Source organism: Tissierella simiarum (genome assembly GCF_018917865.1).
Taxonomy (GTDB): Bacteria; Bacillota; Clostridia; order Tissierellales; family Tissierellaceae; genus Tissierella_C; species Tissierella_C simiarum.
Genome location: NZ_JAHLPM010000004.1, coordinates 208611 through 235445, shown reverse-complemented (window position 1 = coordinate 235445; position 26835 = coordinate 208611). Strand labels below are relative to the sequence as shown.

27 protein-coding genes and 1 riboswitch are annotated in these 26835 nt (G+C 29.3%); of the genes, 24 read left to right on the top strand and 3 right to left on the bottom strand.

The genetic code is table 11. The features are described 5' to 3' along the window. Positions 1-9 precede the first annotated feature (9 nt). From rsgA to KQI42_RS07030, 5 genes are all read left to right on the top strand, one after another. Positions 10-885 carry a ribosome small subunit-dependent GTPase A gene (rsgA, locus tag KQI42_RS07050; protein ID WP_216518154.1) on the top strand — a complete coding sequence of 292 codons (876 nt, stop codon included), beginning with the start codon at positions 10-12 and terminating at the stop codon, positions 883-885. A gap of 1 nt (position 886) precedes the next feature. Beyond that, positions 887-1534 carry a ribulose-phosphate 3-epimerase gene (gene rpe / locus KQI42_RS07045; protein ID WP_216518152.1) on the top strand — a complete coding sequence of 216 codons (648 nt, stop codon included), beginning with the start codon at positions 887-889 and terminating at the stop codon, positions 1532-1534. Positions 1535-1584: 50 nt separating this feature from the next. Continuing rightward, positions 1585-1685: riboswitch (TPP riboswitch) on the top strand. 61 nt (positions 1686-1746) lie between these two features. Continuing rightward, complete coding sequence (gene thiT, locus KQI42_RS07040) at positions 1747-2292, top strand: energy-coupled thiamine transporter ThiT (protein WP_216518150.1); 546 nt, start codon at positions 1747-1749, stop codon at positions 2290-2292. 10 nt (positions 2293-2302) lie between these two features. Continuing rightward, positions 2303-2938: a thiamine diphosphokinase gene (locus KQI42_RS07035; protein ID WP_216518148.1), complete on the top strand. Its 636-nt coding sequence runs from the start codon at positions 2303-2305 to the stop codon at positions 2936-2938. Between the two features lie 75 nt (positions 2939-3013). Further along, positions 3014-3184: a hypothetical protein gene (locus tag KQI42_RS07030; RefSeq protein ID WP_216518146.1), complete on the top strand. Its 171-nt coding sequence runs from the start codon at positions 3014-3016 to the stop codon at positions 3182-3184. A 53-nt stretch (positions 3185-3237) separates the two neighbouring features. Here the strand turns inward: KQI42_RS07030 and rpmB are convergent, their stop codons facing one another. Continuing rightward, positions 3238-3429, bottom strand: coding sequence for a 50S ribosomal protein L28 (gene rpmB, locus KQI42_RS07025; protein WP_216518144.1), 192 nt, complete (start codon positions 3427-3429; stop codon positions 3238-3240). Between the two features lie 436 nt (positions 3430-3865). On the opposite strand from rpmB, the gene KQI42_RS07020 reads away from it, so the two are divergent. From KQI42_RS07020 to KQI42_RS06990, 7 genes are all read left to right on the top strand, one after another. Then, positions 3866-5161, top strand: a complete 1296-nt coding sequence (locus KQI42_RS07020; RefSeq protein ID WP_216518142.1) for a hemolysin family protein — start codon at positions 3866-3868, stop codon at positions 5159-5161. A 275-nt stretch (positions 5162-5436) separates the two neighbouring features. After that, positions 5437-5793, top strand: coding sequence for an Asp23/Gls24 family envelope stress response protein (locus KQI42_RS07015; RefSeq protein WP_216518140.1), 357 nt, complete (start codon positions 5437-5439; stop codon positions 5791-5793). Between the two features lie 18 nt (positions 5794-5811). Next, entirely contained in the window at positions 5812-7467 is a 1656-nt protein-coding gene (locus KQI42_RS07010) for a DAK2 domain-containing protein (RefSeq protein WP_216518138.1), read from the top strand. A gap of 51 nt (positions 7468-7518) precedes the next feature. Then, positions 7519-9579: an ATP-dependent DNA helicase RecG gene (gene recG, locus KQI42_RS07005; protein WP_246566198.1), complete on the top strand. Its 2061-nt coding sequence runs from the start codon at positions 7519-7521 to the stop codon at positions 9577-9579. A gap of 67 nt (positions 9580-9646) precedes the next feature. Further along, the gene (gene rsmD / locus KQI42_RS07000) at positions 9647-10207 is read left to right on the top strand and encodes a 16S rRNA (guanine(966)-N(2))-methyltransferase RsmD (RefSeq protein ID WP_216518136.1); all 561 of its coding nucleotides are present in this window, start codon (positions 9647-9649) and stop codon (positions 10205-10207) included. A gap of 13 nt (positions 10208-10220) precedes the next feature. Then, complete coding sequence (gene coaD, locus KQI42_RS06995; RefSeq protein WP_216518133.1) at positions 10221-10703, top strand: pantetheine-phosphate adenylyltransferase; 483 nt, start codon at positions 10221-10223, stop codon at positions 10701-10703. A 5-nt stretch (positions 10704-10708) separates the two neighbouring features. After that, positions 10709-11155, top strand: coding sequence for an ATPase (locus KQI42_RS06990; protein WP_216518131.1), 447 nt, complete (start codon positions 10709-10711; stop codon positions 11153-11155). 5 nt (positions 11156-11160) lie between these two features. Here KQI42_RS06990 and ylbJ read toward each other — a convergent pair whose 3' ends face one another. Continuing rightward, entirely contained in the window at positions 11161-12369 is a 1209-nt protein-coding gene (gene ylbJ, locus KQI42_RS06985; RefSeq protein WP_216518129.1) for a sporulation integral membrane protein YlbJ, read from the bottom strand. Positions 12370-12441: 72 nt separating this feature from the next. On the opposite strand from ylbJ, the gene KQI42_RS06980 reads away from it, so the two are divergent. Continuing rightward, positions 12442-13233, top strand: coding sequence for a patatin-like phospholipase family protein (locus KQI42_RS06980; RefSeq protein WP_216518127.1), 792 nt, complete (start codon positions 12442-12444; stop codon positions 13231-13233). Between the two features lie 132 nt (positions 13234-13365). On the opposite strand, the gene KQI42_RS06975 is transcribed toward KQI42_RS06980, so the two are convergent. Beyond that, positions 13366-14610 carry a nucleotidyltransferase gene (locus KQI42_RS06975; RefSeq protein ID WP_216518125.1) on the bottom strand — a complete coding sequence of 415 codons (1245 nt, stop codon included), beginning with the start codon at positions 14608-14610 and terminating at the stop codon, positions 13366-13368. Positions 14611-14810: 200 nt separating this feature from the next. Here KQI42_RS06975 and KQI42_RS06970 point away from each other — a divergent pair, with 200 nt between their 5' ends. The 11 genes from KQI42_RS06970 (at position 14811) to ffh (ending at position 26826) form a co-directional block, all read left to right on the top strand. After that, the gene (locus tag KQI42_RS06970; protein WP_216518123.1) at positions 14811-16007 is read left to right on the top strand and encodes an acetate/propionate family kinase; all 1197 of its coding nucleotides are present in this window, start codon (positions 14811-14813) and stop codon (positions 16005-16007) included. A gap of 66 nt (positions 16008-16073) precedes the next feature. After that, positions 16074-16589, top strand: coding sequence for a YceD family protein (locus KQI42_RS06965; RefSeq protein WP_216518121.1), 516 nt, complete (start codon positions 16074-16076; stop codon positions 16587-16589). Between the two features lie 13 nt (positions 16590-16602). Beyond that, positions 16603-16782 (top strand): 50S ribosomal protein L32, encoded by a 180-nt coding sequence (rpmF, locus tag KQI42_RS06960; RefSeq protein ID WP_216518119.1) that lies wholly within the window; start codon positions 16603-16605, stop codon positions 16780-16782. A 223-nt stretch (positions 16783-17005) separates the two neighbouring features. Next, complete coding sequence (gene plsX, locus KQI42_RS06955; protein ID WP_216518117.1) at positions 17006-17998, top strand: phosphate acyltransferase PlsX; 993 nt, start codon at positions 17006-17008, stop codon at positions 17996-17998. Between the two features lie 38 nt (positions 17999-18036). Further along, complete coding sequence (gene acpP / locus KQI42_RS06950) at positions 18037-18273, top strand: acyl carrier protein (protein ID WP_425519750.1); 237 nt, start codon at positions 18037-18039, stop codon at positions 18271-18273. 62 nt (positions 18274-18335) lie between these two features. Then, positions 18336-19058 carry a ribonuclease III gene (gene rnc, locus KQI42_RS06945; protein ID WP_343231658.1) on the top strand — a complete coding sequence of 241 codons (723 nt, stop codon included), beginning with the start codon at positions 18336-18338 and terminating at the stop codon, positions 19056-19058. After that, on the top strand, positions 19051-20136 hold the full coding sequence (locus KQI42_RS06940) for an elongator complex protein 3 (protein ID WP_216518113.1): 1086 nt from the start codon (positions 19051-19053) through the stop codon (positions 20134-20136). Before rnc ends, KQI42_RS06940 begins: the two co-directional genes overlap by 8 nt. Positions 20137-20206: 70 nt before the next feature. Next, positions 20207-23785, top strand: a complete 3579-nt coding sequence (gene smc, locus KQI42_RS06935) for a chromosome segregation protein SMC (protein WP_216518111.1) — start codon at positions 20207-20209, stop codon at positions 23783-23785. A 14-nt stretch (positions 23786-23799) separates the two neighbouring features. Beyond that, positions 23800-25017, top strand: a complete 1218-nt coding sequence (ftsY, locus tag KQI42_RS06930; RefSeq protein ID WP_216518109.1) for a signal recognition particle-docking protein FtsY — start codon at positions 23800-23802, stop codon at positions 25015-25017. Positions 25018-25102: 85 nt separating this feature from the next. Then, positions 25103-25486, top strand: a complete 384-nt coding sequence (gene ylxM, locus KQI42_RS06925; RefSeq protein WP_216518107.1) for a YlxM family DNA-binding protein — start codon at positions 25103-25105, stop codon at positions 25484-25486. Then, positions 25486-26826: a signal recognition particle protein gene (gene ffh, locus KQI42_RS06920; RefSeq protein ID WP_216518226.1), complete on the top strand. Its 1341-nt coding sequence runs from the start codon at positions 25486-25488 to the stop codon at positions 26824-26826. The genes ylxM and ffh overlap by 1 nt, the downstream gene beginning before the upstream one ends. Positions 26827-26835 lie beyond the last annotated feature (9 nt).

The following is a 26835-nucleotide window of genomic DNA, read 5'->3' as shown; positions in this document are numbered from 1 at the left end:
GAGGTCTTTATGATAGAAGGGATTATAATAAAAGGTATTGGCGGATTTTACTATATTAGAACTCAAGATGGCATAATCCAATGTCGAGCTAGAGGAATTTTTCGAGAAGAAAATCTAATTCCTTTAGTTGGAGATAGGGTAAGAATAAGGATTAGTCAAGAAGACAATACAGGATATATAGAAGAAATATTCGAAAGAAAATCCCAACTTTTAAGACCTCCTGTTGCTAATGTTACTCAAGCTATTATAGTTATGAGTGTAAAAAAACCAAATATTAGTACTTGGTTATTAGATCGATTTTTGCTTATGGCTGAGTATGAAAAGTTAGAAATAATTATTTGTATAAATAAAGCTGATTTGGCACCTGATAAAACTGAGGATATTAAAACTATATATAAAAATGCAGGATATAAAGTAATAAGTACTAGTTCTAAAGCAAATATGGGAATAGAAGAGCTTAGTACTGCTTTGAAAAATAATATATCTGTTTTTGCTGGTCCCTCAGGAGCAGGTAAATCATCTTTATTAAATAAAGTAAATCCAGAGTTTAAATTAGTAACTGGAGAAGTAAGCAACAAGACTAAAAGAGGGAAACATACTACTAGGCATATTGAATTGCTAAATTTAGAGGAAAACACTTATGTCTTAGATTCTCCAGGTTTTAGTTCTTTAAACATTGATTTTATTGAAGAAGAAATAGAAGTAAGAGACTACTTTAGAGAGATTCATAAATATGGGGAACATTGTAAGTTTTTAAGTTGTTTACATGATAAAGAACCGAATTGTGAAGTTAAAAAACAAGTAGAATTAGGAAATATCAATAATAGTAGATATGTGAATTATTTACAATTTCTAGAGGAGATAAAAAATATTAGGAGGTACTAAAATGGCAAAACTTTCACCTTCCATCTTATCAGCTGATTTTGCAAATTTAAAGGAAGAGATTGAGAAAATAGAAGAAGGTGGGGCAGACTATATCCACCTAGATGTAATGGATGGAACGTATGTTCCGAATATTACCTTTGGCCCTCCAGTAATTAAGAAATTAAGAAGGACAACAAAGTTGCCTTTCGATGTTCATTTAATGATAGATAAACCTGAAAGATATATCAAGAACTTTGTTGAAGCTGGAGCAGATTTAATAACTGTCCATGAAGAGTCAACTATTCATCTTCATAGGACTATCCAAGAGATTAAAAATTATGGAATAAAAGCAGGTGTAGCACTAAACCCTTCTACACCTCTAGATAATATTGAATATGTATTAGAGGATTTAGATTTAGTTTTGATAATGACAGTTAATCCAGGATTTGGTGGACAAAGTTTTATAGGATCTATGGAAGGGAAGATTAAAAAACTAAGGCAAATTATTGATGAAAGGAATTTAAATATAATTATCGAGGTAGATGGGGGAGTAAAACTAGATAACGCTAAAGAAATATTGGATTATGGTGCTGATTTGTTAGTAGTTGGATCAGAAATATTTGAGTCGGAAGATATAGCTGAAAAAACTAAAGCTTTTAAATTATTATAATTGAAATATAAATTTATTATGATATAATGGTATTAAATTAAATAATATGTGATTAGCACTGGGGGAGCCAGTTTGGCTGAGAGTGGTTTATGCCCGACCCTTATGACCTGAACTAGATAATGCTAGCGTAGGGAAGTGTGTATTTAACTTGCTTACATACCCATTGCCTATTTCAGGCAATGGGTTTATTAATTTTATAGGAGGAGTTTTGAATGAAAAAATGGAGTACTAAGATGATTGTAGAGGCAGGTATTATGATAGCTTTAGCTATTGTACTAAGCAGAATAAAGATTTATGAGGCTCCACAAGGTGGGTCTGTAACTGCAGGTAGTATGATACCTATTTTATTATTTGCTATGAGATGGGGAGTTGGACCAGGAATGGTAATAGGAGCTACTTTTGGAATTTTAAAAATTATATTAGGAGCATGGATATTTTCACCAGCTCAAGCTATATTAGAATATCCTATAGCCTTTGGACTACTTGGTTTAGCAGGTTTATTCTCTAGTCATAAGAATAATTCTACTATAAAATATTATTTTAACACTATTTTGTCAACATTTTTAGCAATAGGTGGGAGATTTATATGTCATTTTTTGGCGGGTATAATATTTTTTCGTGAATATGCAGGGGGTAAAAATCCTTGGTTATATTCTTTAGGATACCAATCAAGTTATTTGATACCAGAGTTTGTTATTTCTGCAATTATATTATCTTTGATATGGAAGCCTTTACAAAAAGCGGTTAAGATTAAGTAGGAGTGGTATAATGAAAGGACTTATAGTTTCTAGTGGAGCTATTTCTAATTTAAAAAGATTGGAATGTATTGCTAAAAAATGTGACTTTGTTCTTTGTGCTGATGGAGGAGCTAATCATCTTTTAAAAATTAAATATAAACCTAATTTAGTAGTAGGTGACTTAGACTCTATAGATAAAAAAACATTAAAGATTCTTGAAGAGGAAAAAGTACCAATAAATAGGTTCCCTTCAAAAAAGGATGCAACTGACACAGAATTAGCAATAGAATATTTAATTCAAAAAGGGTTTAAAGATATTACTCTTATGGGGGTAACTGGAACAAGAAAAGATCATACTTTAGCAAATGTTTTTTTACTTAAAAGAATCTTAGACAATGGCATAAAAGGAAAAATAGTAGATGATAATAATATTATTTATTTAATAGATAATTATCTAAAATTAAAATATCATGAAGACACTTTTGTTTCTATAATTCCCATTACTGATGAAGGTATTGTAGTGACCCTACAAGGTTTTGAATACCCTTTAGATAAGACTCAAATTGATTTTGGTTCTACTCATGGAGTAAGTAATAAAATTGTAGAGAATGTTGGACAAGTTATAATTCATAAAGGAAAATGTTTAGTATTTGTATCTAAGGATTAATAAGGCCTAAGCTTTTTGTAACTAAAAACTCTTATTAGAATAGAATGTACTAAGTCTATATTAGGAGTGTTGTTTATGAGAAGGTATTATTATAGATATAGATATAAAACAAAAAAAATTATTGGGATAGCTCTAGGAATTGTTGGGGGGCTAATTCTTATAAACGTTATACCTATAGGATTCCTATTATTTATAATAGGAATAGCCCTCTTAATTATGGGATTATTAATTCTGAAAATAAAATAAGGCTTCCATTAGTACTAATGGCAAGCCTTATTTAGGTTTCTTTTATAAACACTTTATAATGCTCTTTCAACATATCCTGATCTTAAACATCTAGTACATACGTTAACTCTTTTTGTTGTACCATTAACTACTGCTTTTACTTTTCTGATGTTTGGTGACCAGCTTCTTGAACTTTTCTTATTTGAGAAAGTAACCTTGTTACCAAATACTTTTCCCTTTCCACACACTTCACAAACTTTTGCCATGAGAAACACCTCCTTAATCTACCACTGAAAATACTTTATTAGTATATTTCTATTTTTCAATAATAACACATTATATTCTAACATAATAATCTATGAAATTGCAACCAAAATGTATTATAAGATAATGTTAGTTTATCATAGTACGAAATAATTGGGATAGATTTTTAACATAGTGATAAATTTTGTTATGTTTATTTTAAATTTAATTGACATAAATTAATAAATTATGTTATATTATGAAGTAATTATTAGTGTGGAGGTGGAATTTCTTTGGATGATGTTCCTGAGGATGGGGAGAATTATTTTGTTATATTAGATAAATTTCTATTTGAAAATCAACTATATATAAGAATCATCTTTTATAGAAGACTATAGTTGCATAATAATCACTAATATGATTAGATTATTTATTGTAAACTATGGAGGATGATTTTAATTGTTGACACAAATTTTTATTTTGTTAATACTTATATTATTTAATGCTTTCTTTGCGGCTTCGGAAATTGCTATCATATCATTGAATGATAATAAAATAAGATTAATGGCAGAACAGGGAAATAAAAAAGCTAAAATACTTAAACTATTATTAGATGAACCTGGAAGATTTTTGTCTACTATACAAATAGGAATTACTCTTGCAGGATTTCTTGCTAGTGCTTTTGCATCAGAAAGTTTCGCTGAAGAATTGGTCAAATTGATGAAAAAGGCCAATATTCCTATTGCTGATGTTACACTTAAAACAATTTCTGTAATTATCATTACTATATTTCTTTCATATTTCACTCTAATATTAGGTGAGTTAGTTCCTAAAAGAATTGCAATGCAAAAATCTGAGGATATATCTATGTTTGTCGCAAAACCATTAAATGCTCTTTCAAAAATAACATCACCTTTTGTATCTCTCTTAAATGCATCTACAAATGTTGTATTAAAGATTTTTGGTATAGATCCAGATCTTGATGAAGAAAATGTTACTGAAGAAGAAATAAGAATGATGTTAGATGTAGGAATAGAAAAAGGTACTATAGATGAAAATGAAAGAACTATGATTAACAATATATTTGATTTTGATGATAAGACAGTTTCAAGGATAATGACTCATAGAACTGATGTGGTGAGTATATCTTTAGATTCTAGTCTAGAAGAAATTACGGAGATTGTAACTAATGAAAAATATACAAGATTACCCGTCTATGAACAAAATATAGATAATATTGTAGGAATACTTCATGCAAAAGCTTTATTACAATATTTAGATTCCAATAAATACACTTCTTTTAATTTAAGGGAAATTATTTATGAACCATATTTTATACCAATATCCAAAAGAGTAGATGATTTATTTAAAGAATTCCAAAAAGTAAAATCACATATGGCTATAGTAATTGATGAATATGGTGGAACAGCAGGTATAGTAACTATGGAAGATTTAATAGAAGAGATTATGGGGAATATATTTGATGAATATGATGAAGATGAAAAAGAAATTGAAAAATGTGATGAAAATACGTTTATAATAGATGGAACAGTAGATATAGATACTATAAATGAATTTTTTGAAATAAAGATTCCGATAGACGATTATGATACTATAGGTGGATTCATTATAGGAAATTTAGGCAAAATTCCAGAGGAATTGGAATATACAGAAGTTGAATTTGATAATGTATTATTTAAAGTAGAAAAAGTGGATAAAAAGAAAATTTTAAAAATTAAAGCTTGTAAAATATAATTTTAGATTTTTTCTTAATAATGAATATATAGCCAAGCATTTTTGTAGATATTAATAATTTTAAAATTATTAATATTCACAGTGATTAAATGTTTGGTTTTTATTTTTTATTATTATAAATCAAAAATAAACTGTTAGATTATATGTATTTGATGTAGCAATTAATTAAGTTTAAAAATTAAATCTTTGCTTAATCATAGTATTTAGTTGAACTATTTAATTCTATAAGGTAAAATATAGAATATGGCATATATATGATAAGGAGGCGATAATTTATGTCAGCTAAAACGAACACTGAATTTGGATATATTAGCATAGATGATAACGTAATAGCAACTATTGCAGGTTTATCTGCTATGGAAAGCTATGGCATAGTAGGTATGGCTTCTAAAAATGCTACTGATGGTTTTTTTGAACTATTGAAATGGGACCATCTATCCAAAGGAATAAAGGTTTACACTAAAGAGGATAATGTAACTATTGATTTACATGTTATATTAGAGTATGGAGTGAAAATATCTGTAGTAGCTGAAAATATAATTGAAAGAGTTAAATTTACTGTGGAGAATTTAACAGGGTTGAAAGTAGACAAAATAAATGTAAATGTACAAGGAGTTAGAGTCGAAAAGTAGTTTAAGGAGGTACTACAATTGAAAGTTGAAATAATTGATGGAACTTTGCTCAAAAAAGCCTTGGTAGGAGCTGCAAAGTTTTTAGAAGATAACAAGGAGGAAGTAAACTCCTTAAATGTTTTCCCTGTTCCTGATGGTGACACAGGCACAAATATGTCATTAACTATGAAATCTTCAATAAAGCAGATATTAGATCTTGAAGAATATAGTGCTTCTAAAGTAGCTTTAGCAGCGAGTACTGGCTCTTTGATGGGAGCTAGAGGTAATTCAGGTGTCATATTATCACAGATATTTAGAGGATTTGCTAATGGGTTAAAGGATAAAGAAACAATAGATACTAAAATTTTGGCAGAAGCCTTTAAGCAAGCAGCAGATACAGCGTATAAGGCTGTAATGAAGCCTACAGAAGGGACTATACTTACTGTTGCTAGAGAATGTGGTGAATATGGTTTAACTATCTATAAGGAAGAAAAAGATATTCTAGTATTTTTAAAAAAAGTTATAGAACACGGGAACATAGTATTAAACAAGACACCAGAAATGCTTCCTGTTTTAAAGCAAGCGGGAGTTGTAGATGCTGGTGGTAAAGGTTTAATATATGTTTTAACTGGTGCTTATAATGCATTAACTAACGATAAAGCTATTGAACTTGATTTCTTTAAAAGTGATATTTCTAAGAAGCTAATAGATCATGGTCCTATAGAGACAGATGATATTAAATATGGATATTGTACAGAGTTCATAGTTAACACCAAATATAATGACATTGATTCCTTTAGGAAAGAATTATCTATTCAAGGAGACTCTTTACTTGTAGTTGGTGGAGAAGGGCTAATAAAGGTTCATATTCATACTAATAATCCTGGATTAGTTTTAGAGAAAGCTCTATCCTTAGGTGAATTAAATGATATAAAAATTGATAATATGAGATATCAGCATAATAGCTTAATTTCTGGAGCTAACTATGCTGAAACTATAAAGCATGATATTGAAGAAAAAGAAGAAATAAAGGAAAAGAAAAAATATAGTTTTATTTCAGTATCTATTGGTGAAGGTATAGATAAGGTTTTTAAAGAACTACATGTTGACGTTATAATACCTGGGGGGCAAACTATGAACCCAAGTACAGAAGATATCTTAAATGCAGTTGAAGAAGTCGAAGGAGAAAATATTTTTATATTGCCTAACAATGGTAATATTATTTTAGCGGCAGAGCAGGCTAGAGAATTAAGCTCTAAAAACATTATAGTTTTCCCAACTAAAACAATTCCTCAAGGAATATCGGCTTTATTAGCCTTTGATGAGAATTTAACCGTAGAAGAAAATAGCAAGAACATGGAAGAAGCAATAAATCATGTGATAACTGGTCAAGTTACATATGCTGTAAGGGATACGGAATTTAACAATACCAAGATACATAAGGATGATATCATAGGTATATCAAAGGGAGATATTCTAGCAACAGGAAAAGACATTACAGAAGTTGCTATTAAGCTAATTGAAGGAATTATCAATGAGGATACTTCTTTAATAACAATTTTTTATGGTAATAATTTATCTGAAGAAGAAGCAGAAAATTTGGCTGAGAAACTTCAGGAACAATACGATGATTTTGATGTAGAAGTAGTATTTGGTGGGCAACCACTCTATTACTATATATTTTCTATAGAATAAGCTACCCTACCATTTGGTAGGGTCTTTTATTTATTAGATGGAGGTGGTTTGATGGACTCTTTAACTATGAGTATACAGTATATTAAAGGGGTAGGTCCAAAAAGAGCATCTAAACTAAGACGATTAAATATAAATACTGTAGAAGATTTATTATATTTTGTACCGAGAGACTATGAAGATAGATCAAAATTTAAAACTTTAAGAGAATGTACTATAGGAGAGAAGACCAGTTTAGAAGTAGAAGTATGTGGACCACCTAACATACTTAGGCCTAGAAAGAATTTCTCTATACTAAAAATACCTATAAAAGATGAATCAGGATATGGATGTTTGGTCTGGTTTAATCAAGATTATTTAAGGGATAGATTTGCTATAGGAAATAAATTAATTGTTAATGGAAAAATAAATAAAATGGGTATGGAGATTCAAATAGTAAATCCCATATTTGAAAAAGAAGGAAATTTAAAAAAGATAGGAAAGATTATGCCTATATATCCACTAACTGAAGGCTTGACCAATAATGAAATGATAAATATTATGACCAATGTACTAAGGGATAATTTAAAAAAAGTTGAAGAATTTCTGCCTGTAGACCTTAGAGAAAGATTAAATCTACTAGATATTAAAAAATCTTTGATGAATATTCATTTTCCAACGAATAAGGATCAACTATTGAGGGCTAGGGCAAGATTGTCGTTTGAAGAGCTACTAACATTACAGTTAGGACTTTTTATAATAAAGAATAAAGCAAATAGTTATAATGAAGGTATAAAATTTCCCAAAGTAAAAGAAATAGATGAATTCATAGAGAGTTTACCCTTTAAACTTACAGAAGCTCAAAAAAAGGTCTTTAAAGAAATAGAAGAGAATATGGAAAGCAATAAGCAAATGAATAGGTTAGTCCAAGGTGATGTAGGATCAGGAAAAACAATAGTAGCAGTTTTAGCAATGTTTAAAGCTTGGAAATCAGGTTTTCAATCAGTAATGATGGCTCCTACGGAAATTTTGGCCACTCAACACTTTGAATCTATATCCAAATTTTTATCTAGCTATAATGTGAAATGTGAACTTTTAGTAGGTAGTATCTCTAATAAGAGAAAAGAAGAAATATTGAAAGACTTACAAGAAGGAAATGTTGATATTATAGTAGGTACTCATGCTATAATTCAGGATAATGTCCAATTTAAAAATTTAGGATTAGCTATAACCGATGAACAACATAGGTTTGGAGTTAAACAAAGAGCTGCATTGAGTCAAAAAGGTACTAATCCTGATGTAATAGTTATGACTGCAACACCAATACCAAGAACTCTAGCTCTTATACTGTATGGAGATTTGGATATTTCTATTATTGATGAGCTGCCTCCTGGAAGAAAAGAAATAGAAACTTATGCTGTTGGTACTGATATGATAAAAAGAGTAAATAATTTTGTGAAAAAACAAATAGAAGAAGGAAGGCAAGCTTATATTGTATGTCCTTTAATAGAGGAAAGTGAAACTTTAACGATAAATGCTGCAGAGGAATTGTATAATAATTTAAAAGAGGACGTCTTTAAAGATTTAAATATGGGACTTCTTCATGGGAAGATGAAGGCTAAAGAAAAAGACGAGATAATGGATGATTTTAAAAATCATAAATTGGATATATTAGTATCTACTACAGTAATTGAAGTTGGAGTAAATGTTCCTAATTCGAATATTATGGTAATTTATAATGCAGAACGTTTTGGGTTAGCACAACTTCATCAGCTTAGAGGCAGAGTAGGAAGAGGAAATCATCAATCCTATTGTATATTAATAAATGAAGGAAACAATAAGGTTGCTAGAGAAAGAATGAGAATTCTCCAACAAACTACTGATGGATTTAAAATTTCAGAAAAAGACTTAGAGCTTAGAGGACCAGGAGAATTTTTTGGTACTAGACAACATGGTATTCCAGAGCTTAAAGTTGCAAATTTATTTACAGATATGGAAATACTAAAGATAGCTCAAAGAGAGGCTTTAGAAATAATTAAGGAAGATCCTAACATGTGCAGTTCAAAATATTATTATTTAAGGCAAAAGATACAAGAAATGTTTAAGAAGTCTGGAAAAGATTTAATTTTTAATTAAATTACTATAAATAATGAGGTAATATATGATAAAATAATACTAATTTATGGATTGAGGAGGAAAACTTTTGAGAATTATTTCAGGAATAAGAAAAGGCCATAAATTAAAAGCGCCAAAAGGCATGGATGTAAGACCTACGGAAGACAAAGTAAAGGAATCATTGTTTAATATATTAAGAAATATTGATGAAGATAGCCTAGTTTTAGATCTCTTTGCTGGATCAGGTGCTGTTGGTATAGAATTTATAAGTAGAGGAGCTAAAGAATGCTATTTTATTGATATTGCAAGGAATAGCTTAGACATAGTAAAGGAGAACTTAATCCATACTAATTTATTAGAAAAAGGGATTCTTATTAAGAATGATGCCATAAGAAGTGTTAGAAATCTTAGTTCTAAAAATTTGAAGTTTGATTACATTTTTATAGACCCTCCTTATAGGCAAGATAGGTTAGTAGAAAAAGTTTTAAAAGTTATATGTGAAAATAATATATTGAAGGATACTGGTATCATTATAGTTGAGCATGAGAAAGAATTGGAACTTGAAATTATGTTATATTGTTTAGAAAAAAGTGATTGTAGAAACTATGGAAGTAAATCATTATCTTTTTATAGGAAGAGCTGGAAATAAAGGAGGTTAATAAATGAAGGTAATTTATCCAGGAAGTTTTGATCCTGTTACTTTTGGACATTTAGATATAATTGAAAGATGTGCTAAGAAATTTGATAAAGTAATTGTTGCGGTATTAAATAACTCCTCTAAAAAAGGGGTTTTTACTCTAGGTGAAAGAATGGAGTTACTAAGAGAAGTAGTAAAAGATTATCCAAATGTGGAAATAGATACATTCTCGGGTTTGCTTACTGAGTATGCTAATGAAAAAGAATGTACAACTATGGTAAGAGGACTAAGAGCCGTTTCTGATTTTGAATATGAAATGCAGATGGCTTTAGTAAATAGAAAGCTTTATGATGAAATTGAAACTCTTTTTATGGTTTCAAGTGGTAAATATGCTTATTTAAGTTCTAGTATAGTTAAGGAAGTTGCCATGTTTAATGGCGATATTTCTTGCTTTGTTCCTAAAGTAGTAGAAGAAGCTTTAAAAAACAAACTAAAAGGAGGACAATAATATCAATGGATGTTTTAAGACTAATAGATGAAATTGAGGATATTGTTGAAGGCGGATCATCTTTACCATTTTCTAGTAAAGTAATGGTGGACAAGGATGAGCTTTTAGAAATCATTAAAGAAATTAGGATAAAATTACCAGATGAAATAAAACAAGCATCTTGGATTAAAGAGGAAAGACAAAGAATTCTAGCAGAGGCACAAAAAGATGCAGATACTTTATTAAACGAAGCAGAAAATAGATTAGAAGAGCTTGTGGAACAAGAGGAAATTACTAAAAAAGCAAAAGAAAGGGCTGAAGAAATTATTACTAAAGCCCAAAACAATGCTAAAGAAATAAGATTAGGTTCTATGGAATATGCAGATAATTTATTAATGGAAACTCAAGAAAATTTAAAAGAATTAATTGAATTATTAAATGAAAATAGAAAAGAACTTAGGGGTATTAAATAAATTTTTTATGAAATTATCTTATATAATATAGAAACTAGTATTGAAGATAATAGGATGTAGAATGTAATAGATATAGCTAATTTTACAGAGCTAGTAAATATAAAGGGCCAACCTAAATAATAGAAAGATTCCATAGTATATATTTCTCCCATAAAGGAAGGAGTAATATAATTTTTATATTTTATTAGATATAGAATATATCCATAAAAAGTGGAAAGAACCGCATGGAGAAATTTTGAAAATATATAGAGTCTTCCATTTATATCTGTAGTACTTATGAAACTTAAAGCCTGGCTATGTATAGAAAAACCACTCCATCCTATTAAAAAATTAATTATTAAGATTTTACTTAATAAATTAACATTTGTCGCAGCAATTCTTTTGCATCCTGTTGTTAGTTCAAATATACCAGCTATTATACCTTTTATAAGATCTATATCTAAAGAAAAGAATTTATTTAAAAAAATAATAAAATAATTAAAAAATTTAGTGGCAAACAATATTTCTACTAACACAGAATAAAAAACAATAAAACCACCAATTAGTATTATAGAATTCATACTCTCTTTAATACTATTTGAAATTAAGGAACCTATAGACTTTTCCGTATGGGTAGATCTTATGTAGGATTCCTTTAGGTTTTCAAAAATTGATTTTTTATTCTGTGATATTTGTGTACCCTTATTTTTCTTAAAAAATCTAAATAAAAAACCTAAAGTAAGGGATCCTAGATAATGAGGATATATTATTAAAGGACTTAGAGAAGGATTGTTTAACATTCCTATAGAAATAGCACCTAACATAAAAAGAGGGCCAGAAGTACTAACAAAGCTTATTAATCTTTCACTTTCGCTTTTAGTAAGGAGCTTTTCTTGTCTTAATCTAGATGTAAGTTTTACTCCCACTGGATATCCAGATATAATACTCATACTAAGAGGAAATGCTCCTTCTCCAGGTACATTAAATAATGGTCTCATTATTGGCTCTAACATTTTTCCAATAAAATCTACAAATCCTAATCTAATTAATATTTCAGATATAATAAAGAAAGGTAGAAGAGAGGGAATTACAATGTTAAACCAAGTTAATAAGCCACTACTTGCACTATTAAGTGACAACTTTGGGTTTTTTAATATTCCAAATAAAGCTACTAACATAATAGTAATAAATAATATTTTAAATAAAGAGTTTTTGATAGAATTTTCTATTTTCATGGGATACCTCCTTTTTAAAATTATATTTTTATGTCTAAAATATTATGAATGAAAGTATAAGGAGGAGATAGTATGAATGATAAGCCAAAAATTGGTTTGGCATTAGGATCTGGTTCTGCTAGAGGAATGGCTCATTTAGGAGTTTTAAAGGCTTTGGAGGAAATTGGTATAGATGTAGATATGGTTTCTGGTTGTAGTGCTGGAGCATTAATTGGAGGACTTTACTGTAGTGGGATTTCTCCAAACATGATTAAAGGTTTGGCAATAGAGATAGATAAAAAAATGTGGTTAGACTTTACTTATCCTAAAAAAGGAATAATTAAGGGAGATAAAATTGAAGAAATTCTTAAAATAATAACATGTAGTAAAAAGATTGAAGATTTACACAAAAAACTTGCCATTGTAGCAACAGATTTAAAAAGTTCTCAAGAAGTTATTTTTACAGAAGGTCCATTATATAAAGCTATAAGGGCGAGCATCTCTATCCCAGGTATTTTTGAACCTGTAATATATAAAGGAAAAGTATTAGTAGATGGAGCTGTTATAGATAGGGTACCGATTTCTGTCTTAAAGAACTTAGGTGCAGATATAATTATTGCAGTAGACGTCGGATATAGTCGTTTCAATATCCGTGTTACTGATATTTTTGATATTATAATGCAATCTTTAGAGGTAATGTCTAAAAGTATAATGGAGACGGATCTGATTTATGCAGATATACTAATAGAACCTCCTTTAACCCATATAGAGCCTTCTAGTTTTGAAGCTGTAGAAGAATGTTCAAGGATTGGTTATGAATCTACTATGGCAGTGAAGGAACAGTTAATTAATCTTATTGCTAATTATCATAGGAAGAGTACCTAATATTAGAGATTAAATTTTCATCTATGGATAATGATTCTAATACTTCAACTTTTAGCGTTGGGATATTAGAATCATTAAGTTTCCTAACATATTTTAATAGGCATTAAAATATAAATTTAATCTGAACAGAATCTATTTTATATAAGGAGAATTGTAATAATCCATATTAGTTAATGCATTAGGATGATTTAGTCCAAGAAAATATAATTCGGTTGCTTTTTTCTCATATTCTATAGTTCTTATAAAAGAAATATCATTATATTTTTTATGGTCTGCGAACTTAGTTATTATTGGTAAGTTAGATTTTTCTTTTATTTTTTTCAAAAGTACAAGTCCGTTTTTATTAGCCCCTAATACTCTTGCATAAGAAGGATAGGTTTCAAAGAGCTGCTTGAAAGATAATTTATCTAAATCACTTATTAAATGGATTAAGAGTCTTTGGATGCGTGTTCTCGGATATCTTTTTGTTATTATTTTATCAATAATTTCTTTTATATTATTATTTTTAAAGCTTTCTTTGAGGATTCTGTTTTCAAGACCTGTTTCCATATCTAATAATTTTCCTAACTCCTTTTTATCTTTAGTACGGAGTAAATAAAGGAGAATTTGGTTATAATTTTCCAATAGATTAAATTTATGATATTTATTTAAATATTCTTTTAAATTGTCATAGGTTTTATCAGGGACTAAGGTATTTACAGACTCTAGCCCATTATTTAAGATACTATGTCTTATAGCAGTGGCACTAGCAAAATCGTTAGAAATAGAAGTATCATTATATTCACTGCCTATTCGTTTAATGGCTACAGGATTTATAGAACTATTTATTCTTATCAAAGCTTTTAAATATTCTATGCCTAAAATATTATTAGATTTATTTAAAATGTTTTTATAAGAAAAATCATCCTGTAAATTGTATTGTTTTAAATAATCTTCTAAAGCATTACTTCTGGAAACTGAGAAAGAATAACCTTCAGATAAATAATGTTTTAAACGTTCCCTGTAAAAGTAAGGTTCTTCTGAAAGTATTTTTGCCACTTTTTCTAAAGGAAATATTTCACCTATTTCACTACCAAAGGCTAGAGAATCTACTATATTTAAACTGTCCATTAACTTAATTCCACCATAGGCAAATAATTCTGCACTTTGGGTCGAGAAAATAAAGGGAAGTTCTAAAACTAAATCTATGCCATTGTCTACAGCCATCCTTGCTTTAGTCCATTTATCTATAAACGAAGGTTCGCCTCTTTGTACAAAGGAACCACTCATTATAGCTAAAGAGTAATCTGCTTGTGTTAAAGACATGGCTTTGTCTAGATGATATTTATGACCTAGGTGAAAGGGATTATATTCAGTAATAAATCCTATAACTTTCATGGTACCCTCCAATTAATGTATTTTTTATAGTAAATAGGAAAATATAAATTTATATAATATAATATTTCCGTAAAGATACTTTAAAAATTCTTAATAAAAACTTTTTTTATATTATATCATAAATTTAAGCCGTTGATTTTTTAATATAAATGTAATAATATGTTTTATAGTGGAAAACAACTTATTAGGAGGTATGTTAAATGAATATTCTTGTAATTAATTGTGGAAGTTCTTCATTGAAATATCAACTTATAGATATGAATGAAGAGAGGGTTTTAGCAAAAGGACTTGTAGAAAGAATAGGTATTGAAGGTTCAAAAATTAAACATAAAACTACAGGTAAAGATGAAGTTGTAGTTCAAGAACCAATGTCAAATCACAAAAAAGCATTAGAATTAGTGCTTAATGCATTAATTGATGAAAACCATGGTGCAATTAAATCTATGGATGAAATTGGGGCTGTAGGTCATAGAGTTGTTCATGGTGGAGAAAAGTTTGCTCATTCTGTAGTACTGGATGAAGAAGTTATGGATGCATTAAATGAATGTATTGAGCTTGCACCATTACATAATCCTCCAAATATTATGGGTATTGAAGCCTGTAGAGAGTTAATGCCAAGTACACCTATGGTAGGAGTTTTTGATACCGCTTTCCATCAAACTATACCAAGTAAAAACTATATTTATGCATTGCCTTATGAATATTATGAAAAATATGGTGTCAGAAGATATGGGTTCCATGGAACTAGCCATAAATACGTTTCATTGATGACTGCGGAAATGTTAGATAAAAATACTGATGATTTAAAGATAGTTACTTGTCACTTAGGAAATGGTTCAAGTATTTGTGCTGTAGATGGTGGAGAATCAGTAGATACTAGTATGGGTTTTACGCCATTAGAAGGTTTGGCAATGGGAACAAGAACTGGGGATATGGATCCAGCTATAGTTCCATTTATTATGGAAAAAGAGAATTTATCTATTGAAGAAATGAATAATGTTCTTAATAAAAAATCTGGTGTTTTAGGAATTTCAGGTATTAGCAGTGACTTTAGAGATATTGAAGATGCTTGTAAGGAAGGAAATGAAAGAGCTCAATTATCTTTAGATGTATTTACAAATAGAGTGAAGAAATACATTGGTGCATATACAGCTTTAATGGGTGGAATAGATGCATTAGTATTTACTGCTGGTATAGGTGAGAACTCTATTGAAATTAGGGAAACAGTTTGTGAAGGATTAGAATATTTAGGTGTTGAATTAGATAAGGAAAAGAACAAAGTAAGAGGAAAAGAAGCAATAGTTAATAAAGATGGTGGAAAAGTAAAAATATTAGTTATTCCAACTAATGAGGAATTAATGATTGCAAGAGATACTTTAGAACTTGTTTCAAAGTAAGATAATTCTTGACAAATTGAAGCCTCCTTTATATAATTATGTTTGTTAGTTTAAGAGGTGAAATATATGATAATTGACTTATCAAGTTTTCTTGATGAAACTATTAACCATATCCACTTTGAAGAAGAGCTGGAAGAAAACAGTATAGACTTTGGTGGAAGAAAAATTATATTTACTGAACCTATTAAATGTGAAGGTAATATATACAAAGTAGATGGTGATAAGCTGATTAATGGAGACATATTTTTCAAATATGAAGAACCCTGCGATAGATGCTTAAAGCCTTTTATTCAAGAAGTTAAAACAGTTTTATCTGGAAAATTGATAGAGGGAAGTGGGAACGTTTATGACGACGATGATTTCGAGCAAATCATTTACTATAATAATGATACTCTTGATTTGAGAGATGCTATTATGAGTCAAATAGTTGTATCCCTTCCGATGAAATCCCTATGCAGTTTAGAATGTAAGGGATTATGCCCAAGATGTGGTGTAGATTTAAATAATAATAAATGTAATTGTGTCTTAGAAAATGTTGATCCAAGATTGGAAAAATTAAAGGATTTTTTCCCTAAAAAATAAGGAGGTGTTTTTGATGGCGGTACCAAAGCGAAAAACTTCAAAAGCAAGAAGAGACAAGAGAAGAGCATCTGCATATAGACTGAATAAGGCTACTATTGTAGAATGTCCACAATGTCATGAGCCAAAACAACCTCATAGAGTTTGTAGAGCTTGTGGATATTATAAAAACAGAGAAGTTGTTGAAGTTGAATAAATAAAAAAGATAGTGATAGAAGTTCACTATCTTTTTTATATGTACAGAAATTATAAGGTTTATTAGTGTAATCTTAAATGAGCTTCAAAGAAAGCTTCATTGATTTTAAAATTCAATGGAAGCTTTTTTCATTTAATTATTGCATTTTTAATTAGTCTAATATATATTAAATATCAGTAGCCTTAAAATTTTAGCCAATTTTAATGGCTTTAGGAGGATAGTTATGAAAATAATAGTTGATGCTATGGGTGGAGATAAGGGACCTGCTGAGGTGGTTAAGGGAACCATTGATGCGGTTAAAGATTATGGTGTAGAGGTCATAATTGTAGGGAAAGAGGACATAATAGAAAATGAACTTAAAAACTATGATTATCCTAAAAATAAAATAGAGACAATAAATGCAGAAGATATTATTTTAAATGAAGATGATCCAGCTATTGCCATCAGACGTAAAAAAGATTCATCTATGGTAGTTGGTTTAAAAGCATTAGCTGATGGAATGGGAGATGGATTTATTTCTGCAGGGAGCACAGGAGCTTTATTAGCAGGGGGTATTTTTATAGTAAAGAGGATAAAAGGTATAGAGAGGGCAGCTCTTTCTACAGTTTATCCTACTACAAAGGGTATATCACTTTTATTAGATGCAGGGGCAAATGTAGATTGTAAACCAGAATATTTAAACCAATTTGGAATCATGGGTTCTGTATATATGGAAAAAGTAATAGGGGTTAAATCTCCTAAAGTAGGTCTTGTAAATATTGGTGTAGAAAAGGGAAAAGGAAATCTTTTAACAAAAGAGACGTATGACCTTTTAGAAAATACAAATATTAATTTTATTGGCAATGTTGAAGCTAGGGATATACCTACAGGAGCAGTAGACGTTATCGTTTGTGATGGCTTTGTTGGCAATATAGTACTTAAACTAACAGAAGGTATGGCAATATCCATGTTTTCTTCTTTAAAAGAAGTATTTATGAAGAATACTAAGTCTAAAATTGGTGCTTTTTTATTAAAACCTGAATTAAAAGTTTTTAAAGGAAAAATGGATTATAGAGAATATGGAGGGGCACCTTTGTTAGGAACTAAAAAACCTATAGTAAAAGCTCATGGAAGTTCTGATGCTTATGCTATTAAAAATGGCATTAGACAGTTGATTGCTTTCATAGAAAAGAATGTAATAAATATTATCGAAGATAATATAAATGTTATTGAATAATAAAAAGTAAGATGGAAATAAAATGGAGGTTGATTTTTGTGATATTAGAAAAGATTAAAGGAATTATTTCAGGACAGTTTGATATTGATGAAGAAGACATTACTTTGGATACATCTTTTAAAGACGATCTAAGTGCAGATTCATTAGATTTAGTTGAATTGATTATGGCGTTAGAAGATGAATTTGATTTAGAAGTCGAAGATGATGAAGTTGAATCAATTAAAACTGTAGGAGATGCAGTAGATTATATTAAAAACATTTTAGGAGAAGATTAAAGATTAGGACTCTTATTTTAGGGTCCTAATATAATTGGTTTAAAGATTTTGGGGGTATTATTGTGAAAGATACTGTGATACGGAAAAAAAGACTTGAAGTATTGCAAAATAATATTAATTACAAGTTTAAAAATATACAACTTTTAAACACAGCTCTTACTCATAGTTCTTATGCTAATGAAAATAAAATGAAAAATACAGATAATAATGAAAGATTAGAATTTCTAGGAGATACAGTATTAAATTTAATTGTGAGTCAATACTTATATAAAAAGTATCCTAATTATCCAGAAGGAGAATTAACAAAATTAAGAGCTACAGTAGTTTGCGAATCTTCCTTAGCTTTTGGTGCTAGAAAAATAGACTTAGGAGAATATTTATTATTAGGAAAGGGGGAAGAAGCTACTGGTGGAAGGAGCAGAGAATCTATTTTAGGTGATGCTTTTGAGGCTTTAACAGGAGCTATTTATATGGATGGCGGCTTAGAAATTCTTAATCATTTATTGTTAAACATCTTTGAAGATGATATAGTACATGCTGTTGCAAAAGGGGATTTATTTATAGACTATAAAACAGAACTTCAAGAGAAGCTTCAGAAAAAGACCAAATCTAAAGTAGAATATATAGTAGAGAAAGAAGAAGGACCAGATCACAATAAAGTTTTTTATATAAATGTAGTAGTTGATGATAAAATCATTGGAAAAGGTACTGGTAGAAGTAAAAAGGATGCAGAACAAATGGCTGCTAAGGAAGCTCTTCTCATAATGGGTGAAAAAGATGACTAGACATTATATAATTCCTATATTTGTTCCACATCTAGGGTGTCCTCATGATTGTGTATTTTGTAATCAAAGAAAGATAACAGGACTTTCTACCAATATAACTCCTTCTTTTGTAGAAAAGACTATAAAAGAGCATTTGGAAACTTTTAACTCAGATTCGTACGTGGAAGTAGCATTCTATGGTGGAAGTTTTACGGCTATAGATTTAGACATACAGAAAGAGTTATTAAAAGTGCCTTATAAATATAAGGAAAAAGGGTTAATACAAGGAATAAGGTTATCAACTAGACCGGATTGTATTGATGAACTTATACTTAATAATCTTAGAGAATATAAGGTCGATACTATCGAGTTAGGAGTACAGTCTCTAGAAGATACAGTTCTGTATGAAAGTGGAAGAGGACATACTTCAAAAGACGTTTATGAAGCTTCAAACTTGATTAAAGACTACGGGATTAATTTAGGGCTACAGATGATGATAGGATTACCAGGAGATGATAGGTGTAAATCCTTATATACTTGTAAAGAATTTATAAAATTGAATCCTTTTTGTGTTAGAATTTACCCTACTTTAGTTGTAAAAGATACTTATTTAGAAACTTTGTATTTAAAAGATAAATATATTCCTTTAACCTTAGAAGAAGCAGTGGATATATCCACTGAGCTGTTAATGCTTTTTAATTACTATCATATTGATGTTATTAGGATTGGGCTACAGCCAACAGAAAACATACAGCTAGGAAAAGATGTGGTTACAGGTCCTTTTCATCCAGCGTTTAGACAACTTGTAGAAGCAAATATAATCAAACTATTATTAGATGATTATCTATCTAAAGCCAATCTAACTTTTCAAAATGAAGTTTTGGTTATTCAAGCTAACAGCAGAAATATTTCTGCTATAGCAGGGCAAAAGTCTTCAAATATAAATTATTTTATGCAAAAATATAAATTTAATAAAATAAAAATCTATCCGAAAGATATGGATTCAGATTTATTAGGTATTACAATAGGGCAATTTTATGATAAAATAAATATAGAATTATTAATGGAATCCTATCTAAAGGAAAAATCCATTATTTAATTTAAACAATAAAAGGTTTCCAATTTTCAAAGGAAGCCTTTAACTATAAATTAGGTAAGAGGTGTTAAATTTGCACTTAAAAAAGGTTGAAATACAGGGATTTAAATCTTTTGCAGACAAAACAGAAATAGAATTTAAGGAAGGAATAACAGCCATAGTTGGACCTAATGGTAGTGGAAAAAGTAATGTTTCTGATGCTATTAGGTGGGTTTTAGGAGAACAAAGTGTAAAAACTTTAAGAGGTAGCAAAATGGAAGATATAATTTTCTCCGGTACCAGCAAAAGAAAACCTCTTGGCTATTCGGAAGTTACCATTACTTTTGACAATAAGAATGGCTCTATTCCCATAGATTATACAGAAGTAGCTGTTACTAGAAGAATGTTTAGATCTGGAGAAAGTGAATACTATATTAATAAGAATTCTTGCAGATTAAAGGATGTTAGAGAGCTTTTTATGGATACTGGAGTTGGAAAAGATGGATATTCGATAATTGGACAAGGTCGAATAGATGAGATTTTAAGTACTAGACCGGAAGATAGAAGACATATTTTTGAGGAAGCTGCAGGAATAGTAAAATATAAGACTAGAAAAGAAGAAGCAGAAAGGAAACTTGATAAAACTGAAGCTAATCTAGTAAGAATTAAAGATTTAATACATGAGTTATCTAGCCAGTCTGAATCCTTAGAAGACCAATCTACTAGAGCAACCTCTTTTATAAAACTATCTAATCGATTAAAAGAATTAGAAGTAAACTTATTCATTAGGGAAATTGAAAGATTAAATCTTCAATCTAAAGAAATTTCTAAAGAAAGAGAAACTTTAGAAAATGAAATAAAAACTATGATTGATGAAAAGATTAATATTGAAGAGAAATATAACTTTTTGAAATCTACAACAGAAGAGATGGATAGCAAAATAGAAAAAATTCAAAAAGAAAAATATCAAATAATAAATCAATTAGAGAAAAATAAAAATGACATAACTCTTCTTGAAGAAAAAGAGAAATATTATCAAAAAGATTTAGAAAGATTAGAAGATGAAAGAAAAACATTAGATATTAATTTGAATAATTTAGAAAAAATCAAAGCAGATTTAATTATAGAAAAAGATAATACATTAATAAGCTTTAATAGTTTAGTAGAAAGTTATAAAGATAAAGATATAGAATTAAACAGGATAATAACGGATTTAGGTGGAAAAGAAAAGATTATAGAAGGAGAAAAAAACAATATAATAAATATCTATAACCTAATTTCTGATAAAAAAAGCGAGTTAAATAGTATTAATTCTTTTTATGAAAATATGGAGAAAAGAATAAGTCAGTTGACAAAAGAAATTGATCTTATAAACAAAGATAAAGATTTAGTAACTAATAAATCTAAGTTATTAGAAGCAGAGGAAGATAAAATAAAGGGAAAATTAGTTTCTTTTGAAACAAAACTTAGAGAGTTAAACAATCAAGATTTAGAGAATAGAAATAATTATGATTTACTAAATAAAAAGATTAATGAAAATCAATTAAATGCACAAGGATTGGTGTCTAGTTATAATTTGTTAAAAAATATGGAAGATGGTTATGAAGGATATTATAAAAGTGTTAAAGGGCTATTGTTAGCTTCTAAAAAAGATTCTAGTGTTAATGAAGGATTGATAGGAGTAATAGCAGATTTAATAAAAGTAGAAGAGAAGTATGAAAGAGCTATAGATATTAGTTTAGGCTCAAATATACAAAATATAGTGACAGAAAATGAGAGAGATGCTAAAAAAATAATAGATTATTTAAAGAAGCATAATCTTGGTAGAATCACATTTTTACCTTTGAATACTATAAAAGGGAATACTTTAAATATAAATCCTTCTGATAGAGAAAAATTTAAAGTTTTAGGTTTAGGATCTGAGTTAGTTACTTTTAATGAAGAATATAAAAATATTTTTCAGTACTTATTAGGACGAACTGTGATAGTAGAAAACTTAGATTATGGAACTAAACTTGCTAATAAGTATAACTACTCTTTTAGAATAGTAACACTAGAAGGAGATTTAATAAATCCTGGAGGTTCGATGACAGGAGGAAGTTTTGGAAAATCTACGGGAACTTTGATTAATCGTAAGTATAGGATTGAAAAGCTTGAAAAGGAAATTAAAGAGTTATCCAACATACAAAAGAGGCTTGAGGAAGAAAGACATCTTCAAAAAAGTACCTTAGATAATACTAAAGAAGAAATAATAGAGCTAGATTCTTTAATAAAGAATACTAATTATGAAATAATCAGAATAGAAAATGAGAAGAATAAATGCTACTCTGAGATTAGCAGATTAGAAGATACTGTACTGAAATACAGTAATGAAATCTGCAGCCTAGAGGAAGAAGTGCTGGAGTTAGATGGTAAAAAGGAGGATATTAATTATCGTTTATCCGAACTAGAAAAGAGTAGTTTATCTATTAAAGAAAAGGTAAAAAAATTAGTAGGAAATCTAGATGAAGAAAAAAATTCTAAGGAAGAACTGTCTAAAATTGTTACAAATTTAAAAATTGATATTAACTTAACAGAAAACAAGTTAGAATCTTTAGAAGAAAAGCTATCTGAAAATGACAAAGAGATTCATACCAGTGGTCAAATGATAATAGAAAAAGAAAAACTTATATTAGAAACCCAAAATAATATTGAAGAACTTGTAAAATCCAAAAGGTCAATAATAGAGGTTATAAATAAATTAATTGTTTTAGAAGAAAGGGTAACAAAAGAATTAGATGATTTAAAGAAAGATAAAGAAAATTTTATGGAAAATTTTTATTTAGAACAAGGTAGACTAAAGGAAATTAACGATAAAATAAATGAAATTGAAAGGCTTAAAAATACTCTAGAAGTAAAATTAACTAGATTTTCTGTTCAACTAGAAAATTATCATAAGAAGCTGCTTGATGACTATGAACTTACCTATGAAGAAGCTATTGAATATAAGATGGATATTGATAACATTCAGGATGCCACGGTAGAAGTAAAAAAATTAAAAGGAGAAATAAAAGAATTAGGATCTGTAAACCTTGGTTCCATTGAAGAGTTTAAAAAACTTAAAGAAAGATTGGAGTTTATCACAAAACAGCAAAAAGATTTATTAACAGCAAAAGAAAATCTAAAAGAAGTTATTAAGGATATGGAAAATAAAATGAAGGTTCAGTTTATTGATAGTTTTAATGAAATTAAAGAAAAATTTACAGAAGTGTTTACCATTCTTTTTGATGGAGGTAAAGCTAACTTAGTATTAGAGGATGAAGAAAATATTTTAAACTCAGGTATAGAAATAAATGCTCAACCTCCAGGAAAAAAGCTTCAAAGTTTAACTTTGTTATCTGGTGGAGAGAAATCACTAACAGCAGTTGCTCTTTTATTTGCAATATTACAAACTAAACCAGCACCTTTTTGTATCCTTGATGAAATTGATGCTGCCCTTGATGAGGCCAATATTAGTAGATATACAAATTATTTAAAAACTTTTTGTTATAATACACAATTTATTATGATTACCCATAGGAAGACTACAATGGAAATGTCAGATATTTTATATGGTGTGACTATGGAGGAAGAAGGTGTAAGTAAATTAATATCTATAAAACTAAAAGATAACATAGATGAAATTGCAAGCTAAGAGGAGGATATGAAATGTTTAAATGGCTGAATTGGAAGAAGAAGGATAAGAAAAACGAAGAAGAAGTAATAGAAAAAGATTTACCAATAGTTGAAGAAGAACTTAAGGAAGAAATAGATGAAGATATAATGGAGGAAGAGCTTGAAGGAGAGATACTTGAGGAGGAACTTGAAGAAGAAATAGTTGAAGAGGAATATGAGTATGAAGAAAGTATTATAGAAAAAGAAAATGATGAGGCATATGATTTTATAGAAGAATTAGAGGAGGTAAAAGAAACAGATATAGAAGAGATAATTGAAGAAGCACCTCCTAAGAAAAAAGGTTTTTTCGAGAAACTTAAAGATGGATTGACTAAGACCAGAAAAGATATGACAGATAAAATTGATAGTATATTAAAATCCTATGCTAAAATTGATGATGAACTCTTTGATGAATTGGAAGAAGTACTAGTTACTGCAGATGTTGGTGTTAATACTACTATGAAATTAATAGATAGATTAAAAGATAGAGTGAGAGAAGAGAAAACAACGAATCCAGATGAGATAAAAGATTTATTAAAGGAAGAAATTAAAGAAATAATGAAAGAACCTGGAGTAGGAAATGAAATAGTACTCGATCCATCTCCTGCAGTGATTTTAGTTGTAGGAGTTAATGGTGTAGGGAAAACCACTACAATTGGAAAATTATCCCATAACCTTAAAAAACAAGGGAAGAAAGTTTTAATTGCTGCAGGTGATACTTTTAGAGCTGCTGCTATAGAACAACTTGAAGAATGGAGTAATAGAGCAGGAGTGGATTTTATTGCTCATAGTGAGGGGGCTGACCCAGCAGCAGTTATTTATGATGGAATTCAAGCAGCAAAGGCTAGAAAATGTGATGTTTTAATATGTGATACTGCTGGTAGACTTCATAATAAGTCTAATTTAATGAATGAACTTAATAAAATATTTAGAGTTGTTGAAAGAGAATATGGAGAAGCGACAAAGGAAATTTTATTAGTATTAGATGCTACAACAGGACAAAATGGAATTAATCAAGCTAAAGTATTTAAAGAAGTAGCAAAAATAACTGGCGTTGCTTTAACTAAATTAGATGGTACTGCTAAAGGTGGCGTAGTTATTGCTTTACAATCAGAGCTTGGATTACCTGTAAAACTTATTGGTGTAGGTGAAGGAATTGAAGACTTACAAGAATTTAAAGTAGATGACTTCGTAGATGCTATTTTTAGCTAAATTATAGTTGACAAAGTAGTAACCATATAATAAAATAGTACTGTCAAGTAGAAAACTTGACAGTACTATTTTATTGGTGATTAATATGGTTGATAAAATTGTAGAAATGGGTATCCTCTTTGATTTTTATGGGAAACTGCTTAGTGACAGACAATATTTAGCTATTGAATTGTATTATATTCATGATTTATCATTAGCAGAGATTGGTGAAGAACTTAGAATAAGCAGGCAAGGGGTATATGATACCTTAAAAAGAGCAGAAAATAAATTGTATGAATATGAAAATAATTTAGGATTAGTAAAAAAATTTTACAGCAGTCATAAAAATATAGAAAATATTGTTAAAATTTCAATTGAGATTAAAGAATTAGCAGAAGATATCAATGAAGATAAAATTAAGAGAAAAGCTGAAGAAATTTACGATATAGGAAGTAAAATATTAGATAATAGCCGGGAGGTTGTTGATTGATGGTATTTGAAAGTTTATCCGAAAAGCTTCAAAATGCTTTAGGTAAATTAAAAGGGAAAGGGAAACTTTCAGAAAAAGATGTAGACATAGCAATGAGAGAAGTGAGACTTGCCCTTTTAGAAGCTGACGTTAACTTCAAGGTGGTTAAAGATTTCATCAAGAAAGTGAAAGAAAGAGCTATTGGTGCAGAAGTTATGGAGAGCTTAACACCAGGCCAGCATGTTATTAAAATAGTTAACGAAGAGCTAACTAAGCTTATGGGAGAAAAAGAATCGAAATTAAACTTTTCTTCAAGTCCACCTACAGTCATTTTAATGTGTGGGCTGCAAGGTGCAGGTAAGACCACTACATCTGGAAAGTTAGCCTCTAATCTTAAGAAACAAAACAAAAGACCCTTATTAGTTGCCTGTGATGTTTATAGACCTGCTGCTATAAAACAATTGGAGGTTGTAGGAGAAAGGGTAAATGTACCTGTATTTTCTATGGGAGATAAACATGACCCAGTAGATATTGCAAAGGCAGCAATGGAGCATGGTAAGAAGAATGGGAATGACGTTATTATTATAGATACTGCTGGAAGGCTTCATATAGATGAGGATTTAATGACTGAAATTAAAAATATTCATGAGGCTGTGAAACCAAATGAAGTACTTTTGGTAGTAGATGCTATGACAGGTCAAGATGCAGTTAATGTAGCAGATTCCTTTAACGAAAGACTTGGTATTACAGGAGTGATACTTACAAAGTTAGATGGGGATGCAAGGGGAGGAGCTGCCTTATCTATAAGAACAGTAACGAACAAACCCATAAAGTTTGTAGGTATGGGAGAAAAACTTGACCAGTTAGAACCATTTTATCCTGATAGAATGGCTTCTAGAATATTGGGTATGGGTGATGTTTTAAGTTTAATAGAAAAAGCTCAAGCCAATATAGATACCCAAAAAGCTTTAGAACTAGAAAAGAAAATAAGAACTCAGCAGTTTACTTTTGACGACTTTTTAGATCAATTAGAACAAGTTAAAAGTCTAGGACCTTTAGATGAACTTATGGGTATGATTCCTGGAGTTAACTCTAAGGCTCTTAAGGATTTAGATGTTAATGAAAAGGATATTAAAAGAATTCAGGCTATAATTCAGTCTATGACTGTTAAAGAAAGAGAAAGCCCAGATATTATTGATAGCAGTAGAAGAAAAAGAATAGCTAAGGGCAGTGGAACTACAGTCCAAGAAGTAAATAAGCTTTTAAAACAATTTAAAGAATCTAAAAAGATGATGAAACGATTTACAGATATGGAAAAAACAATGAAGAAAAAAGGGAAATTTGGATTCCCCTTTTTCTAAATAGATACT